The organism is Streptococcus sp. HMSC078H12 (assembly GCF_001814615.1).
Classification (GTDB): Bacteria; Bacillota; Bacilli; order Lactobacillales; family Streptococcaceae; genus Streptococcus; species Streptococcus salivarius_F.
Map to the genome: position 1 here is coordinate 12,336 of NZ_KV817339.1, position 18,209 is coordinate 30,544.

At 39.6% G+C, this 18,209-nt stretch carries 18 protein-coding genes; 5 read left to right on the forward strand and 13 right to left on the reverse strand.

What is annotated here, in order from left to right; all coding sequences use genetic code 11:
• The first annotated feature begins 32 nt into the window (after positions 1–32).
• From HMPREF2979_RS06765 to HMPREF2979_RS06775, 3 genes are all read left to right on the forward strand, one after another.
• Positions 33–977: a DHH family phosphoesterase gene (locus tag HMPREF2979_RS06765; RefSeq protein WP_060972466.1), complete on the forward strand. Its 945-nt coding sequence runs from the start codon at positions 33–35 to the stop codon at positions 975–977.
• On the forward strand, positions 964–1,896 hold the full coding sequence (locus HMPREF2979_RS06770; RefSeq protein WP_070655779.1) for an FAD:protein FMN transferase: 933 nt from the start codon (positions 964–966) through the stop codon (positions 1,894–1,896). Before HMPREF2979_RS06765 ends, HMPREF2979_RS06770 begins: the two co-directional genes overlap by 14 nt.
• Before the next feature lie 105 nt (positions 1,897–2,001).
• Positions 2,002–2,244, forward strand: coding sequence for a type B 50S ribosomal protein L31 (locus HMPREF2979_RS06775; protein WP_003093591.1), 243 nt, complete (start codon positions 2,002–2,004; stop codon positions 2,242–2,244).
• Positions 2,245–2,370: 126 nt separating this feature from the next.
• Here HMPREF2979_RS06775 and HMPREF2979_RS06780 read toward each other — a convergent pair whose 3' ends face one another.
• The 5 genes from HMPREF2979_RS06780 to gyrA form a co-directional block, all read right to left on the reverse strand.
• On the reverse strand, positions 2,371–3,633 hold the full coding sequence (locus HMPREF2979_RS06780) for an NRAMP family divalent metal transporter (RefSeq protein WP_014634623.1): 1,263 nt from the start codon (positions 3,631–3,633) through the stop codon (positions 2,371–2,373).
• Positions 3,634–3,773: 140 nt separating this feature from the next.
• Complete coding sequence (locus HMPREF2979_RS06785; RefSeq protein WP_013990439.1) at positions 3,774–4,742, reverse strand: DUF1002 domain-containing protein; 969 nt, start codon at positions 4,740–4,742, stop codon at positions 3,774–3,776.
• 114 nt (positions 4,743–4,856) lie between these two features.
• Positions 4,857–5,258, reverse strand: coding sequence for an SMU1112c/YaeR family gloxylase I-like metalloprotein (locus tag HMPREF2979_RS06790; protein ID WP_070655781.1), 402 nt, complete (start codon positions 5,256–5,258; stop codon positions 4,857–4,859).
• A 37-nt stretch (positions 5,259–5,295) separates the two neighbouring features.
• Positions 5,296–6,057 (reverse strand): class A sortase, encoded by a 762-nt coding sequence (locus HMPREF2979_RS06795; RefSeq protein WP_004182361.1) that lies wholly within the window; start codon positions 6,055–6,057, stop codon positions 5,296–5,298.
• Positions 6,057–8,525 carry a DNA gyrase subunit A gene (gene gyrA / locus HMPREF2979_RS06800; protein ID WP_070655783.1) on the reverse strand — a complete coding sequence of 823 codons (2,469 nt, stop codon included), beginning with the start codon at positions 8,523–8,525 and terminating at the stop codon, positions 6,057–6,059. The genes HMPREF2979_RS06795 and gyrA overlap by 1 nt, the downstream gene beginning before the upstream one ends.
• Positions 8,526–8,745: 220 nt before the next feature.
• Here gyrA and HMPREF2979_RS06805 point away from each other — a divergent pair, with 220 nt between their 5' ends.
• On the forward strand, positions 8,746–9,732 hold the full coding sequence (locus HMPREF2979_RS06805) for an L-lactate dehydrogenase (RefSeq protein WP_070655785.1): 987 nt from the start codon (positions 8,746–8,748) through the stop codon (positions 9,730–9,732).
• Positions 9,733–9,826: 94 nt separating this feature from the next.
• Here the strand turns inward: HMPREF2979_RS06805 and nox are convergent, their stop codons facing one another.
• The 6 genes from nox to HMPREF2979_RS06835 all read right to left on the reverse strand — a co-directional run bounded on the left by nox (position 9,827) and on the right by HMPREF2979_RS06835 (position 15,722).
• A complete protein-coding gene (gene nox / locus HMPREF2979_RS06810; RefSeq protein ID WP_004182358.1) occupies positions 9,827–11,200 on the reverse strand; it encodes a H2O-forming NADH oxidase in 1,374 nt (457 codons plus the stop codon).
• A 288-nt stretch (positions 11,201–11,488) separates the two neighbouring features.
• Complete coding sequence (locus tag HMPREF2979_RS06815) at positions 11,489–13,027, reverse strand: ABC-F family ATP-binding cassette domain-containing protein (RefSeq protein ID WP_070655787.1); 1,539 nt, start codon at positions 13,025–13,027, stop codon at positions 11,489–11,491.
• A gap of 138 nt (positions 13,028–13,165) precedes the next feature.
• A complete protein-coding gene (locus HMPREF2979_RS06820; protein ID WP_070655789.1) occupies positions 13,166–13,696 on the reverse strand; it encodes an ECF transporter S component in 531 nt (176 codons plus the stop codon).
• Positions 13,686–14,543 (reverse strand): pyridoxamine kinase, encoded by an 858-nt coding sequence (locus tag HMPREF2979_RS06825; protein ID WP_070655791.1) that lies wholly within the window; start codon positions 14,541–14,543, stop codon positions 13,686–13,688. The genes HMPREF2979_RS06820 and HMPREF2979_RS06825 overlap by 11 nt, the downstream gene beginning before the upstream one ends.
• The gene (locus tag HMPREF2979_RS06830; RefSeq protein ID WP_070655792.1) at positions 14,544–15,053 is read right to left on the reverse strand and encodes an ECF transporter S component; all 510 of its coding nucleotides are present in this window, start codon (positions 15,051–15,053) and stop codon (positions 14,544–14,546) included.
• Between the two features lie 138 nt (positions 15,054–15,191).
• Positions 15,192–15,722, reverse strand: a complete 531-nt coding sequence (locus HMPREF2979_RS06835; RefSeq protein ID WP_060973261.1) for a DUF5067 domain-containing protein — start codon at positions 15,720–15,722, stop codon at positions 15,192–15,194.
• Between the two features lie 159 nt (positions 15,723–15,881).
• Between HMPREF2979_RS06835 and HMPREF2979_RS06840 the strand changes: the two genes are divergently transcribed.
• Complete coding sequence (locus HMPREF2979_RS06840) at positions 15,882–17,147, forward strand: aminotransferase-like domain-containing protein (RefSeq protein WP_070655794.1); 1,266 nt, start codon at positions 15,882–15,884, stop codon at positions 17,145–17,147.
• Between the two features lie 39 nt (positions 17,148–17,186).
• Here HMPREF2979_RS06840 and HMPREF2979_RS06845 read toward each other — a convergent pair whose 3' ends face one another.
• Complete coding sequence (locus tag HMPREF2979_RS06845; protein WP_002891184.1) at positions 17,187–17,525, reverse strand: ATP cone domain-containing protein; 339 nt, start codon at positions 17,523–17,525, stop codon at positions 17,187–17,189.
• A gap of 91 nt (positions 17,526–17,616) precedes the next feature.
• Positions 17,617–18,198: a hypothetical protein gene (locus HMPREF2979_RS06850; RefSeq protein ID WP_070655796.1), complete on the reverse strand. Its 582-nt coding sequence runs from the start codon at positions 18,196–18,198 to the stop codon at positions 17,617–17,619.
• Positions 18,199–18,209: the final 11 nt, after the last annotated feature.

Consider the following 18,209-nt stretch of genomic DNA (forward strand, 5'->3'; position numbering starts at 1 on the left):
TATAATAGAAGCAAAATTATAAGGAGACATTCATGACTGTATTTCAAGCTATTTTAGAAAAAATCAAAGCCTACGACACTATTATTATTCACCGCCACCAAAGACCTGACCCTGATGCCATTGGTAGTCAGGTAGGACTGAAGGAAATTTTAAAAACAAACTTTCCAGATAAAAAGGTTCTTGCGGCAGGTGTCAATGAGCCTACCTTATCTTGGATTGCTGAGATGGATGAGGTAACTGACCAAGATTATGAAGGGGCGCTTGTTATTGTTACCGATACAGCCAACACCCCTCGTATCGACGACGACCGTTTTGATAAAGGTGACTTCCTTATCAAAATTGACCATCATCCTAATGATGATGCCTACGGTGATCTTCTACTTGTTGATACGACTGCTTCAAGTGCCAGCGAAATTGTGACTGACTGGGCCCTCAGCCTTGGACTTTCCTTGTCAGATGTTGCTGCTCGTGTTCTCTACAATGGTATTGTTGGCGATACAGGCCGCTTCCTATTTCCATCTACTACTCCTAAAACACTTCAAATCGCGGCTAAACTTCGTGAATACGACTTTGATTTTGCAGCAATGGCTCGTCGTATGGACAGTTTCCCTTTCAAAATTGCTAAACTACAAGGTTATGTTTTCGATAATCTAGAAGTTGATGAAAATGGTGCAGCTCGAGTTGTCTTGACACGAAAGATTTTGGATGAATTCAATGTCACTGATGCTGAAAGTTCTGCCATTGTTGGCACTCCAGGCCGTATTGATTGCGTCGAATCTTGGGCTATTTTCGTAGAGCAGCCTGAAGGGCATTACCGTGTCCGTCTGCGCAGTAAAAGTATTGTCATCAACGAGATTGCCAAACGTCATGATGGTGGCGGCCATCCACTTGCTAGTGGGGCCAATTCCTACAGCTTAGAAGAAAACGAACAAATCTATCAAGAAATCAAGGATACTGTTGCCCATGCAACTCACTAATCGTCGTGTACATCTCATGGGAACTGTGATTGACGTCTCTATCTATCATGAAGAACCAGAACCCCTGCTAGACCAAGTTGAAGCACTTCTACATACCTACAATAAGCGCTTCTCAGCCAATGACGACAGTTCCGAACTCATGAAAATTAACAAGGCAGCAGGCTTACATCCGGTGACAGTTCACCCAGAGCTTTTTGAACTTATTTCTCTTGGAAAATGGCATAGCTGCCAACCTGGAAGTCACCTTAATATTGCTATTGGGCCTCTCATTCAGACTTGGCGCATTGGTTTTTCTGATGCTAAGCTGCCTCTTCCTGAAGAAATTCGTCCACTCCTGGACATCATCAATCCCAATGCCATTCTTCTATCCGAGGAAAATCAAAGCGTTTTTCTAAAAGAAAAAGGGATGAAAATTGATCTTGGTGCCCTAGCAAAAGGGTATATTGCAGATCGTATTGCAGATTTTCTTAAAGCTGAAAAAGTAACCAGCGCCTTAATCAATCTCGGAGGTAATGTCCTAACCTTTGGACCAGCCCTCCATAATCCTGACCAAAAATGGCGAATTGGTATTCAAAATCCTAAGGAGACTAGAAACACAAATCTTATGGTGCTTGCTATAAGAGACCAGTCTGTTGTCACTTCGGGAATCTATGAACGTACTTTTGAGATAGATGGCAAAACCTACCATCATATTTTTGATAGCCAGACTGGTTATCCAGTCTCCAGTGACCTAGCCAGTCTTACCATTATTTCATCCCTCTCAGTGGATGGTGAAATTTGGACAACTCGTTTATTTGGCTCTAGTCTCGAACGCATTTTCCAGGAAGTTAGTTCACAAGCTGAGCTTGAAGCAATCATCGTTGATAAAGACAATCACTGCTTTCAGACAGGTGGCATTTACAAAATGCGAATTTCCTAAAAAATAGTAAAAAAGACTTGTCAAGAAGACCACCTTTTGATAAACTAAAATAGTTAAAAAAACTATGGTGCGGAAAGTACCATGGCAGAAAGGAAATATTTTAACATGAAAAAAGATATCCATCCAGATTACCGTCAAGTAGTATTCATGGACACAACTACTGGTTACCAATTCCTTAGCGGTTCAACTAAACACTCAAACGAAACAGTTGAATTCGAAGGTGAAACTTACCCACTTATCCGTGTAGAAATTTCATCAGATTCACACCCATTCTACACTGGCCGTCAAAAATTCACACAAGCAGACGGACGCGTGGATCGTTTCAACAAAAAATACGGTCTCAAATAAGCAACATCTTGTTGTTAAGCCATTCCGATTGGAATGGCTTTTTTGTATGCTCTTGAGTATAAACTCTCCTACTCCCATCTTTATAAAATAAAAAAACAGCTTCCATATGGAAACCGTTTAATCCTATTAGCCTGCTTTACCAATAGCCAAAGCCCAGATAAAGAAGAGAGCAAATCCGAACAAGAAGATCAAACCTGCAATAGCAAGTCCTTTCAACCAAGTTGGAAGGTCTTTCTTCTCTTTTGTAACAAGTACGTAATTCAAAAGCGCAAAGAAAGGTGTTGTAAGGAATGAACCAATCATGGCGAAACGAAGCATGGTTGCTACTTGACCTTGGAAGAAGAAAATAATGATGAGACCAAGAATAGCTGTCAAGGTCATCCAAACATTCAAAGGTGTTTGATTTTTTTCTTTTTGGTTAAACAAAAGACGAAGAGAAATTTCGTTAACACGTGAGTAACCATCAATAACGGTAATTACAGTACCAAAGATACACAAGAAAGCGATAAAGGTAATCAAATAGCGTGACCACTCACCAAGTACTGATGCGTACATACCAACAAACTGTGCAATATACTTAGCTGATGCTGCTTCTACAGGCTTACCAGTTGGATACTGAATAAGAGCCCCGAGTGCTACAAAGAATACCGCAAGAATAGCTGTTCCGATGTAACCAACGTTAAAGTCAAAGAGGGCATCATCAGTGTTGAAATCAACAGTTTTCTTTTTCTCAGCTGACCAAAGTGAGTTAATGGCTGAAATTTCAATTGGTGCTGGCATCCATCCAAGAAGTGAAACGATAAATGGAAGGGCTGCGAGCTGCCATGGTGTTTTTTCAACGAAGTCAGCACTGTACTCTGGGTGTTTGATTGCCGCAATAATAACTGCTGCTACTGTTGCAATAGTCAAAGCTGACATGATCCATTTAGCCATACCATCAAGAAGTTTGTAACCACCAAAGAGTAACATACCCCAGATAATGGCAACCAAAATAATTGACCATGTGGTAATACTCAAACCAAGCATTGGAAAGGCACTAGCAATGATGGCTGAACAAAGAATAGAAACTCCCGCAGTATTAACCAAAGCTGAGAAGACATTCAAAATGAAGAATACCCAAAGATAGAATTTACCTTTCTCAGCATAACCTTCAACGAGGGTTTTACCCGTATCTGCGGTATACTCGGCACCAAAACGGAAGAATGGGTATTTAAAGAGGTTGGCAAGAATAACCAAGCCTAGCAAGGCCCATCCATAAGAACCACCCGCTTGGGTTGATGAAACGATGTGGGAACCACCTACGGCCGCTGAGGCCATTAGGATACCGGGTCCCATTGCTTTTATTTTACTACGCCAGGTAGACTGACTAGATACACTTGTTTCTGACATAAGAAAATCTCCTAAAACAAATTTTCAGAATAATCTGAATTGATGTTTACCATTGTACACAATTGTTGGAATAATTTCAATAGCATTTCACATATTTTCTGAAAAATAGAAAAAAGCCATCCAAACGGATAGCTCTTTTACTATTTAGACAGTCCTGTAAAGAAATCTACGATAGCTTGCCAAATTTGTGCAAAAATATTTTTGCTGTTCTCAACCGCTTTGTTGGCATTAAAGTTTAGGTTGATTCCAGAGAAGGTATTACCAGCTTTCGAAACGATAGAATCTTTAAGTGAACTCAAGGTTGACTTAAAGCTAGCACTGTCAATGATTGAAGACTTAGATAAATTCATAGCAAAATTCACTAGAAGGTTAATTTGCGTATCAGAAAGATCCAAGTTGTAATTATTGATTGTTTGCTGAACAATCGTTTTAGCTTGGTCTTCAGTCAACTTATCCCCTTTATCAGCAACTGCTGATTTAATATCAGTCATAGCTACGTTAAGCTTATCGGCATCATAGTCACTCTTGCCTGAATTTTCCTCATTAATTTGAGAAAGGGTTTTAAGTTCCTCTTGCGCAAGCTCTTTGCTTTCATCTGAGACCTTAGCCCCATTTTGCTCAAGGGAATAGTAAATACCAGCCAAGGCACTTTCTCCAGTAACTGCAATCGGTGCTGCTACGGTAATCTTAGCATGTTCGATACCAAGTGTCGTTGCAGCATTACGGTACATATCTGGAGTGATTTTCGTGATATTTTGCGGTGTCACAATCTCTACACTCAAGGTTTCCTTAGCACCAAGCTTAGCAATCTTAACCGAAGAATATAGCTGAAGACTAGAATCATCTGCAACGTTCATAATATTCGCATATGCAGATGTCGTCAAGGTCTTGACATTAGTATCCTTACTACTGTCATACCCTAACAAATTCAAGGTTTCATTTCGCTGCTCTTCCGACAATGAATAACCCATCACATAGTCTGGTTGAACATAAGATTCATCAATAACCTTTTGGACTTGCGATGAGGTTGCTGCTTGCGCAACCGAAGTGAAGGCTGTTACTGAAGCCAATAAAGCCATCCCAGTAACAAGAAGTTTTTTCAATTTCATGTGTGTTTCCTTTCGAAAATAGAATATTATTCCATAATCTCCTAAAGGACGACTGGCTATGAGTCCAATCGTGAATTTATTATACCATGACTTAAAAAATTAAGGTCAAAAAAACTACTCGTGCAATTCCAAGGGAAGACCATCTGGATCAGCAAAGAAAGTCATCTTTTCACCGGTAAAAGTGTCTTTACGAATAGGTTGGCAGGAAATACCCTTTTCTTCTAAACTCTTGACAACTTCTTCAATATTAGTCACTCTAAAAGCTAAATGACGTAAGCCACAGGCCTCAGGATAAGACGGACGTTTAGGTGGCTCCACATAGTTCGGATCACTGGTCTTATTGCCAAAGATTTCAAGTTCTATATCCCCACAACGTAAGTCTAACTTATAATCATGACGTTCTGGACGGTGATTTTCCCGAATAATCTCAAAACCAAGTTTATTGACATAAAAATCTCGAGACAACTCATAATCAGAAACAATAATAGCAACATGGTGCACTGTATTTAAAAACATATTTCCCTCCATAGAAAAAGGCCCGAGGGCCCCTTTCTTAACTTTGAAATTGATTATATGATTTATTAAAGGCTTCAATGATGTCTGAACTTGCCTTGTCAAAATCTACCTGCGATTTCAATTCACCTTTGACTATTGTACGTTGGGTTGCTTCAGCATCCGTACAAGTTACCAAAGTAACTTCAGACTTGCCTGGTGTATCATCAACCACTGCTACTTCGGTTGGTTGGACAACCTTGACCTCACTAATGACATAAGTATAGACCTTATTTTTATCCGTAAGATAGATTTTCATGCCTTCCTTAGCCTTATCTAGCGGTGAAAATAGCATGTCAGATGCACCAGCAATACCAAAGACGTGGTGACTAGCTAGTGAATAGTTATTTTCACCACCCATGACTTGGTCTTCTTTCATAGTTCCGGCACCGTAGGTCAACTCAGTATTGCCAAGTCCTTTGAAAATAGGAAGATTGATACCCACCTCTGGAATGGCAATGCCACCAACGACTGGAAGTTCTTGAGCATCCATCTGTGCTTGCAAGACAGACTCTGTACTAATTGATTTAACGGTATCAAAGTCAAAGCTCGTCTTAGCTTCCTTGTTTTTCTCAATAGTCTTTTTAGAAACCTTGCTCACTTGATACTTATTGGTATTCCAAGCAATTACTGTATTTCGAATAGATTTATTAAAAATCAAGGCCAAACCAACAACCAAGAGAACAACAATCAACACCCAGCGAAGAATATCCAGCCACTTACGGCGTTTTTTTGTTGCTTTATTTTTCTTATCTTTGCTCATTAGTTGTCACCACTTTCTTGGTCTTCGGAAGCTTGTTCAACTTCTTCTGGTTCAACTAAAGCAAAGGTTACAATACGAGCAGAGTCATCCAAACGCATGACCTTAACCCCTTGAGTAGCACGACCAGTTTGAGAGATATTAGCAACGGCAGTACGGATGATAACACCTGTATCTGTGATGACCATGATATCCTCATCACCAGAAACTGTGACAATACCTGCTAGGTTACCATTCTTCTCTGTGATATTAGCAGTCTTGATACCTTTACCACCACGTCCCTTCGTTGGGTATTCAGTAGCTGAGGTACGCTTACCGTAACCGTTTTCAGTGATAATCAAGACTTCTTGGTCTTCTGTAATGGCAGCTGCACCAACAACTTGGTCACCATCACGAAGAGTTACCCCTTTAACACCGGCTGCCATACGGCTCATGCTTCGAATAGTGTCCTCTTTGAAGCGTACACTGTAACCAAATTTGGTACCAATGACAATTTCTTCATTACCAGTAGTCAAGAAGACATTGATTAGCTCGTCACCTTCTCTAAGTTTCAAAGCAATCAAACCGTTTTGACGGATGTTCTTAAATTCTGCTTCTTTGGTACGCTTAACCAGACCTTGACGAGTTACAAAGACAAGGTGATTATTTTCAGAAGCTTCATCACTCTTAGCGTTAATGACAGTTTGAATGGTCTCACCTTCGTCCAACTTCAAGAGATTAACAATAGGTAAGCCTTTTGCTGTACGACCATACTCAGGGATTTCATACCCCTTGAGACGGTATACACGCCCCTTATTAGTCATGAAGTAAAGGTGATCATGAGTACTTGTTGAGACAATATCTCGAACAAAGTCATCATCGTTAACACCAGTACCTTGGACACCACGTCCTCCACGTTTTTGTGAACGGAACTCGTCTTGGGCTAAACGTTTAATATACCCCTTATTTGAAAGAGTGATAACAACATCTTCTTCTTCGATGAGATCTTCATCTTCAAGAGAAACGACTTCTCCGACCATAAGTTCTGTACGACGAGCATCTGCGAATTTACGCTTGCTTTCGTCCAATTCTTCCTTGATGATAGCAATGACACGTTCTGGTTTGGCCAAAATATCAGCTAAATCAGCAATCAAGGCAAGGAGATCATTATACTCATTTTGAATCTTATCACGTTCCAAACCTGTCAAACGACGCAAACGCATATCAAGAATAGCTTGACTTTGACGTTCCGTGAGTTCAAAACGAGCCATCAACTCAGCTTGAGCCTCAGCATCAGTTTGACTGTTACGGATAATCGTAATCACTTCATCCAAATGATCAAGAGCAATCAGCAAACCTTCTAAAATGTGGGCACGTGCTTCAGCCTTATCCTTGTCAAACTGTGTACGACGGACCACAACTTCTTGTTGGTGAGCAATATAGTCAGCCAAGATTTGACGCAAAGAAAGAATTTTAGGAACACCCTTTTCAATGGCCAACATGTTGAAGCTAAAATTAGTCTGAAGTTGCGTTAATTTGAACAAATTATTCAAGATAACATTGGCCGAAGCATCACGACGCACTTCGATGACAAAGCGCACCCCTTCACGAGAAGACTCGTCACGGACTGCTGTAATCCCCTCAATACGTTTTTCTTGTGCTAAACGAACGATATGTTCATGAACCTTGGTCTTATTGACCATGTAAGGAAACTCAGTGACAACAATACGCTCACGACCTGATTTAGTTGTTTCAATTTCGGTACGCGAACGAAGGACAATAGAACCCTTACCAGTCTCATAAGCACGGTGAATACCAGATTTCCCCATGACCAAACCTCCAGTTGGGAAGTCGGGTCCAGGAAGGACTTCCATCAGTTCACGTGTTGTGACTTCAGGATTATCCATCATCAATTTGACAGCATCAATCGTTTCAGCCAAATTGTGTGGTGGAATGTTAGTTGCCATACCAACGGCAATCCCTGTCGCACCATTGACAAGAAGGTTGGGAATACGTGACGGAAGAACAATTGGCTCACGTTCTGATCCATCATAGTTATCTTGAAAATCTACAGTATTCTTGTTAAGATCACGTAGCATTTCCAAGGCGATTTTAGACATACGCGCCTCAGTATAACGCTGAGCAGCAGCCCCATCTCCGTCCATAGAACCAAAGTTCCCGTGACCATCAACCAACATGTAACGGTAGCTCCACCATTGTGCCATACGGACCATGGCTTCATAGATAGATGAATCCCCGTGTGGGTGATATTTACCCATGACATCCCCGGTGATACGGGCAGATTTTTTATGCGGCTTATCAGGTGTCACCCCAAGCTCATTCATTCCATAAAGAATACGACGTTGTACAGGTTTTAAACCGTCACGAACATCTGGAAGAGCACGAGACACGATAACACTCATGGCATAATCGATAAAGCTCGTCTTCATCTCAGACGTCAAATTAACGTCAATTAAATTATTATCTTGCACTCTAAAAATGCCTCTTTTCTTTCATTCAAATCATTCCAAACTCTAATAAAAGAGTATAGAAGATTTCTATAATATTATACCATAAAACGCTTTATTTTTCAGTTGTGTAAAACGCTTTCATCCATTATTTACTTAATATTTCGTGACATCCATCACTTAAAGTGGTAGAATAAGCAGTGTATGGGGTAACCCAATTAAAAAAAAGGAGATGTTTAGACCCATGACTGCAACTAAACAACACAAAAAAGTCATCCTCGTTGGTGACGGTGCCGTAGGTTCATCTTACGCTTTCGCACTTGTAAACCAAGGTATCGCTCAAGAACTTGGTATCATCGAAATTCCACAATTGTTCGAAAAAGCTGTTGGTGATGCGCTTGACCTTAGCCACGCGCTTGCTTTCACTTCACCTAAAAAAATCTACGCAGCTAAATACGAAGACTGTGCGGATGCTGACCTTGTAGTTATCACTGCTGGTGCTCCACAAAAACCAGGTGAAACTCGTCTTGATCTTGTTGGTAAAAACCTTGCTATCAACAAATCTATCGTTACTCAAGTTGTTGAATCAGGCTTCAAAGGAATCTTCCTTGTAGCAGCTAATCCAGTTGACGTATTGACTTACTCAACATGGAAATTCTCAGGATTCCCTAAAGAACGCGTTATCGGTTCAGGTACTTCACTTGACTCAGCTCGTTTCCGTCAAGCACTTGCTGAAAAACTTGATGTTGACGCTCGTTCAGTTCACGCCTACATCATGGGTGAACACGGTGACTCAGAATTTGCCGTTTGGTCACACGCTAACATCGCCGGTGTAAACCTTGAAGAATTCCTTAAAGATACTCAAAACGTTCAAGAAGCTGAATTGGTTGAATTGTTCGAAGGTGTTCGTGATGCCGCTTACACAATCATCAACAAAAAAGGTGCTACTTACTATGGTATCGCCGTTGCCCTTGCTCGTATCACTAAAGCTATTCTTGACGATGAAAATGCAGTACTTCCATTGTCTGTATTCCAAGAAGGTCAATATGGTGTAAGCAACGTCTTTATCGGTCAACCTGCTATCGTAGGTGCACACGGTATCGTACGTCCAGTTAACATCCCATTGAACGATGCGGAACAACAAAAAATGAAAGCTTCTGCTGACGAATTGCAAGCTATCATTGATGAAGCATGGAAAAACCCTGATTTCCAAGAAGCTTCAAAAAACTAATCTAACATTAGTTAAATAAAAGTCTCCAGTAGGAGGCTTTTTTCGTATTAAAAAAAGAAAAAACAGCTAATTCGACTGAATTAGCTGTTTAAAATTATTTAGCTGAGATAGCTGCTTTAGCAATATAGCTAAGCGGTTGGTTAAAGTGTGGCAAGAAGAACAAATCAAGCAATTGAAGACGGTCAATAGTTACACCTTCTTGGATAGCCAATGAGAACATGTGGATTCCCATAGAGATGTCCATACGTGATACCATTTGAGCACCAAGAACTTTGCGTGTATCTTTGTCATAAACGATCTTGATTGTAACGTCTTCATTTTCATCTTCCATGAAGGCAGCTTTTTGAAGATCTGTTGATTCTACTACTGCTGGATTGAAACCAAAGCGTTTTGCTTTTTCTTCTGTCAAACCAGTAGATACCATGTTCAAACCATAGATTGAGATACCATTTGATCCTTGAACACCGTTTGATTCAACATCGCCACCACCGGCATTATGACCACCGACAATACCAGAACGAACAGCGTTTGAAGCCAAGGCAATGTAGTTGACATCTTCAAGGGCATTGTCATAAACGGTAGCACAGTCACCAACTGCATAAACGTCTTTGATTGATGTTTCTTGTTTCTTATTAACAAGATAAGCCCCATTACGGAATGTTTCCAATTTACCAGCACCAAGAGCTGTGTTAGGACGGAAACCTACTGCAAGGACAACCATGTCGACATCGTAAGCATTTTTATCAGTGACGATACGTTCAACTTTAGTATCACCTTCAACTGCCTTAACAGTTTCACCAAATGCCAATTTAATACCGTGGCTTTCCATATTTTTAGCCATAAGTTCAGTCAAGTCATGGTCGTAATAACCTGCCAAACATGTATCAACAACGTCGATAAGGATAACTTCTTTACCATGACGTTGGAAAGCTTCAGCCAATTCAACACCAATGTAACCAGCACCTACAACCGCTACACGTTTGATATCTTGAGATTTGTCGTTCAACTTATCAATAACTTCTTGAGCATTTTGGAAAAGTTTAACGAATTGAAGGTTTTCAAGTGTAGCTTCGAAAGTACGGCTACCTTCTTTAATTTCAGCACCTTCGATTGGAGGTAAGATTGGTTGAGACCCAGTAGCCAAAATCAATTTGTCATATGATTCAACGTGCTCTTTACCATCTACAAGGGCTGTAACAGTTTTACCATCAAAGTCAATAGACTCAACTGGTGAGTTCATATAAACTTTAGCACCCTTGCTTTCAAGTCCTTCTTTGTTGGCATAGAAAAGACCGTCAGAACCTGAGATTTGATTACCGATCCAAAGAGCCATACCACAACCCAAGAATGAAATGTTAGAGTTTTGGTCGAAAACAACTACTTCATTTTGGTCTCCGTAATTATCGAGAATAGTATTAATACTAAAAGTACCAGCGTGGTTAGCACCAACAACTACGATTTTTGACATAAGTTTATCCAACTTTCTTTTGATAATAGTTTACCATTTTATTCTACCATAATCAGAAAACGGTTACACCTTTTATGCTCAGACTTTGTTACTTTTTGAACAAATTAAGTTTCTATGCTCAAAACCCATGTAGAACATGTCAAAATAGGTAGAAAATCGCTTTATGATGACGGTTACCTTTCTTAACACCATCACTGTCTTACCAAATCCTAGAAAGTTACTTTGCTTTAAAATATAAAAAAAGAGTGAGTAACTTTCTCTTTAGAGAATGTCAACACTCTTTTATCTCTATACTAACTCATTAAAATCCCAAACGTCTGTCCAACCTTCATAAAATTCTGGTTCGTGACATACCATAAGGATACTGCCCTTGAAGGCCTGAAGAGCACGCTTCAATTCATCCTTGGCGTCAACATCCAAGTGGTTGGTAGGTTCATCCAGAACAAGAACATTATTTTCACGATTCATAAGGAGACAGAAGCGAACTTTAGCCTGTTCCCCACCAGAAAGCACTTGAATTTGGCTTTCAATATGCTTAGAGGTTAATCCGCATTTGGCTAGAGCCGCACGGACCTCAGCTTGATTTAAGGCTGGGAAGGCATCCCAAACCGCTTCAAGAGGCGTCTGACGTGACCCTTCTGCTTCTTGCTCAAAGTAACCTAGATCAATAAAGTCACCTGTTTCAACTTCTCCTTCGAGTGGTTGAATAATACCAAGCAAGCTCTTAAGCAAAGTAGTCTTACCGATACCATTGGCACCCACGATAGCTACTTTTTGATTACGTTCGAAGGTAAGATTCAAAGGAGCCTTGGTCAAAGGGCGGTCGTAACCAATAACGAGGTCTTTGGTTTGGAAAATAAAGCGTCCAGGCGTACGACTTTCCTTGAAATGGAATTCAGGTTTTGGCTTCTCAGCCTGCAACTCGATAATTTCCATCTTATCCAATTTCTTCTGACGAGACATGGCCATATTTCGAGTAGCAACACGTGCCTTGTTTCGGTTAACGAAATCTTGAAGGTCTGCAATTTCCTTTTGCTGACGTTCATAGGCAGCTTCCAATTGTGCCTTTTTCATAGCATAGACAGATTGGAAATTGTCATAATCACCTGCATAGCGAACCAAGTCTTGATTTTCAACATGATAGACAATGTTAATCACATCGTTAAGGAATGGAATATCGTGAGAAATGAGGACAAAGGCATTTTCATACTCTTGAAGATAGCGTTTAAGCCAAGCAATGTGTTCAGCATCCAAATAGTTGGTTGGCTCATCGAGAAGTAAGATATCTGGTTTTTCAAGCAATAACTTAGCCAAGAGAATCTTGGTACGTTGACCACCTGAAAGGTCCATTACATCTGTATCCATACCAAAATCCATGACACCTAGTGCACGGGCAACCTCGTCAATCTTAGCATCTAGTGTATAGAAATCACGCGTTTCCAAGCGATCCTGAAGCTCACCCACTTCTTCCATCAGAGCATCAACGTCAGCTCCTTCATCAGCCATAGACATGTAAATCTCGTTGATACGTTCTTCAGTCTTAAAGAGCTCATCAAAAGCCGTACGAAGAACATCACGAACGGTCATTCCCTTTTCAAGAACAACATGCTGATCCAAGTAACCCGCTGTAACGTACTTAGACCACTCTACCTTACCTTCATCTGGTTGCAATTTCCCAGTAACGATAGACATGAAGGTTGACTTTCCTTCACCGTTAGCACCGACAAGACCGATATGCTCACCTTTGAGCAAACGGAATGAAACATTTTCAAAAATAGCACGGTCACCAAATCCGTGACTAAGATTTTTGACTTCTAAAATAGACATAGCATATCTGGGCTGAACCTGCCTTCAGCCCTTTCCTTTCTTGACATTAACTTTACTATTTTACCATTTTTTAGTGAAAATTTGGACCTCTGCTCCTGGAAAATTAAAAAGAAAAAGCAGGACTAACCTGCTAAATCTTTAGTTTCTCTGTAAAATACGTTTGAAGACAGGATAGAGGAGAGGCACAGCAATGATAGTCACTACTGATGTCCCAAAGGTCCCACCAATTTTAGTAAGTGCCAATACCATGGCTGCATTGAGTGGTAAAGCCGCAACAACACTATTAATAATCGTATACTTAATAAAATTCAAAATAATTTTGGTCACTGCCGCTATGACTCCAATGATTATGATGTTAGCCATTTTGTCATTTGATTTTAGAAGCTTTTCAAAAACAAGATAGAGAACATAACAAACAATCAAAGATTCTAAAATAGTAATCCAGACCTCAGCAGCATAACCATTGAAAATATCAAATAGCCCTAACCCTACTGTTGCGACTAGCGCACCTTTTCTGGCACCGAAAATCAAAACAGCAATCACAACTAGGGCATTTCCCAGATGGACAAATTGAGGTCCAAAAGGAATACGAATAAACTGTACACTCACAATAATTAAAGCTGCATACAAACTTAATTCAACTAATTCACGTGTTTTATCATTTTTCATTTTTCTCCTCCAATAGGGCATTAAAACCACTGAATAAATAACCGATATGGGGCTCATAGCAAAGACCATATTTTAAAGGACGACCATCAGACAGTGTTGACGAAAGAACCCTATCTATAACATTCAAGGCCAAATCACAAACCTTTAGTAAATCAAGATTATAAAAGTAACCTGCTGATAAGATTGCCGTTAGTAAATCGCCGCTTCCATAAAAATGATTACCATAACGTTTTTGCATGCGATAAATCGTTTCATTCGTCTCTTTATCAAAATAAGCCAACCCAATTTTATCTGTCTCAAATGAGATACCTGTTAAAATAACTTTTCGAGGTCCAAGCTTGGTCAATTCTCTCAGAAGCTTTTCAATAGTGGCCTCATCATAGGAACCTGCTTCAAGATAGGTAGTATCCGTCAACAAAGCAGCTTCTGTCAGATTGGGAATGATGACATCTGCCTGTTGACAGAAATCCTTCATGGCTTCTACATAGTTTCTATCAAAACCTTGATAGAGACGACCATTGTCACCCATAATAGGGTCAACAAATAGAGCTATCTGTTTATCACGAGCCAATTGACCTACACGTTTTAATGCTTCTTCTGACTTAAAATAACCACTCACAAGGCCATCTACTATAAAATCCAAGTGTTCCCACTGCTTACAAAATCCTTTTAGGTCATCCGTAAGATCCCGTACATAGATATTTTCAAACTCCCCTGTGTGCGAAGATAAAAGAACTGTTGGTAGGAGAAGGACTTCAGTTTGACAGGCTGACATGATAGGAAGGCTACTAGTCAAAGCAACCTTACCTAGACCAACCAGGTCATTGGCAACAATTACTTTGGTCATCTATTTTCCTTCCCAGGTCTTTTTAAACTGTTTAACAAAACCTGTGTGGAAATAAATGTAGTAGGCCACTCCTAAACCAAGAATAGCAGCTACAATGTCAAAAGGAATCTTCATAATAGCATAGGCAGGCGTACCATAGATAAAGGCTCTTCCTAATCCATAACCGACTAAGTCAATAATAGCCCCAATCAAGAGACCTAACACTGCCCTAGACTTACTCAATTTTCCTAAGCGGCCTCCAACAATGAGTGCAATAGTGAGAACTTGAAGGCTATGTGTTACTAGAGTTACCCACATAGGAAGGGGGTAGAAAAGAAAATCTCCAATAAAGGAACCTACTCCGGCAATAATAACTGCTTCTGTAGGTGGGAAAATTAAACCAACTAGGAAAATAATAATCCCGTTAAAATAGAAATGACCTCCTGGCACAGGAATGGATAAGAGACTAGAGCTCAAAATAATGACAAGTGCCATGAAAAATGCAGAAATGGTTAAACGTTTTGGTGACATACCTAAAACTCCTTAGTCAATAAATATAGTATAAGTTTATGAAAATTCTGACGATTAAACAAGATAGTATTTTCAATACTGTATGGGTACAGATTTAAGACAATAAAAAAACACCACACATTCATGTGGTAATAAAACTTATTGAGCTTTTTTATCAAAGTATTTGACAGGTGCCTTTTCAAGATTTTGTAGTGAAAGCTTGGCAGTCGCGTTAGCCTCAGTACCGTAATCAGAGAAATCAATGCTAAGATCATGATCAAAATCAGCAACGGCATAGTCAACAACGATTTCTTTAACTTCCTTAGGAGCAATCTTGGTCTTATTTGCAATCTTATCTCGGTCATCATCTTTAGAAAAGACCAATGTAGCAACCTTCACTTCTTCCTTTTCTTGTTTTACATCAAGGACTACCTTCATCAAAAGAGTGTAGGCATTCATGGTTTCTTTACTTGAGTTGGTAAGTTTATAGTGAACGCGTACAGCTTTTTGACCTTCTGGTGATTCGATTTTAGTTGCAGAAAGAACTTGTACACTAGCATCTTGTCCTGTAAATAGCATTTTGTTTTTATCGTAGGTCCAAGTAGGCTCTTTCTCTGGTGTGCAAGCTGACAAACCGATAATGGTTAAGCATGCAAGAGCCAGAAGTCCTAAGATTTTCTTAAAAGTCATTCTTATAATCTCCTTAAACTTATTTGAAAGGGGAATTTAGTTTTACCTTACAACCTTTTTATTATGTCAAAATCTAATAATCTTGTCAAATATCTCTAGGCCTCTTGCCCTTAGAAGTCAAGTAGGGTAAAATAAGGAAAAATCTGTAAGGGGTCAGTTATGAGTATTTATCACGATATTGTCGAGACCATCATCAAAAATATCCAAAATGGGACTTTGAAAAAAGGGAGTAAGCTCCCCTCTATTCGTCAACTAAGCCAGACTTATGCCTGTAGTAAGGATACAGCCCAAAGGGCACTCTTGGAACTCAAGTATCAAAACTATATTTACGCCGTACCCAAAAGTGGCTATTACGTCCTTGAAGGTCGCAATGAAGTCGATAATAAGGTGCTTCTTAACCTTAACGATTACAATCAATTGGCCTACGAGGATTTCAAGCTTTGTTTAGATGAAAGTTTGGCGGGTCACCAGGACTACCTCTTCAACTATTATCATGAACAAGCCGGACTCAAAGAGTTGCTTGAAGCCTTAAAGAGTCGATTAATTGCTGACGATATTTATGTAAATTCGGATCAGATTGTCATAACCTCAGGAAGCCAACAGGCCCTCTACATTCTTTCACAGATGGACTTTGGTAATGGTGGCTACAAAATTCTCTTAGAACAACCTACCTATCATCGTATGAACCAGCTCGTCAACCGTCAAAATCTAGCTTATGAGACGATTAACCGTGGTTTTGATGGTTTAGATTTTGACCGCTTGGAAGAGTACTTTAAGTCTGGACAGATTAAGTTCTTCTATACCATTAGTCGTTACTCCAATCCTCTTGGATTAAGCTATTCTGCCAGTGAAAAAGAAAAGCTAGCCCAACTTGCCAATCAGTACAATGTTTATATCGTCGAGGATGACTATATGGGAGACTTTAGCGATAGTAAAAATCTCCCGATTCACTACTATGACACCCAAAATCAGACCATCTACATCAAATCCTTTTCCATGGCTCTTTTTCCAGGTTTGCGTCTAGGTAGCCTTGTCTTACCTCCTAATCTTAAGTCTACCTTTTTGAGCCACAAGGGACTTATTGACTATGATACCAATCTCATCATGCAAAAAGCACTTTCCGTTTATCTCGAAAATGGCATGTTCCAAAAAAACATTAAAAAACTTGGTGACCTCTTTCAACAAAACATGGCTAAAAGCCAAGCAATCATTGAAAAATATAAGGTTAGCATTCCTTATCAGATTTCCCCTAGGCATGTGACTTGGCAACTTCCTAAGGAGTTTTCACTTGAAAAATTCAAAGCCCACAAGCAGATTCGCTTTTTAGAATCCTCCTTTATTAGACCAACTTCTGAAACTTATCTGCAAGTAGGTCATGGACAGGAACTGGAATCCTTTATAAAACTTTTAAAAAAGACAAAGTGACAATTAGACACAAAAAAAGCCATCGCTTGATGGCTTTTCTTATTTAGTCTGCTCAAAGCGTAGGTGGACAATGACCTTGTCACCATAACCGTTACGCTCCAAATCTCGTTGCAAACGGTATGAAATATAATGCTCGGCAATATTGATAAAGCCTGCTTCCATGAGACGATTTTCAACCAATGACTGAATCATGTTAATGGTTGGGCGTTCTACCTGAGCATCTTGAAGATCAAGCACTACTTTTTTCGTCACTTGAGCAAGGTTTTGGCGCCAAGTATCATCAAGAACATACACAGTCTGTGCTGCTTTTAAGATGGCTTGGTAAATTTTATCAGGATCAAATTCAGCAACTTGACCATTACGTTTAATAATTTGCATGGCTACCCTCTTTTCATGGCTTTTTCTTTTATTATGCAGAGAATTTACATATTTGTCAAGTGCAAATCCCTGAAAGAGCTATCCAGACTGCTTATTCCCAGAATTTAGAAATGTAAACTGGTTTGCCATGTTTATCAAAGGAAAGGGTTGCTGTGTAGGACTCTGACTTATGATGGCGCATATAATTAGCGATTCTCTTGTCACCGTTTATCAGGTGAATGTCATAAGTCTGCCCGTCAGAGCTTACAAAGTGAGCATTAATCCTAGCACTACTCGTTTTTGTCCCAACATGACTAATATCTATTTGTTCAACTTGACCATCAATGGTTTTAGCTATAGGACCTCTATAGTCTTTGTAAATAGTGACGGTAGCCAAAACATCATCAACTAAAACATAGGTCATTCCGAAAACGAACAGATAAACTATTGGGATGACAATGAAAGATAATTTACTTTTGCGGAACGTTTCTTTATGCCAAGCCCAAATATCCCGAGGTGACATAGTTAAAAACTTTTTAATATATTGATGAACGAGTAACCTGTAGACTAATAATACAAATATTACTTGCCCCAAGGGATAAGCAAAACTGGGTAAACCATCAATCAGAACATTGACTTTATCAGATTCAAAAGTGTAATGTCCTAATACCCCATCAAAAAACTCTAAAAACAAATTAACTCCTT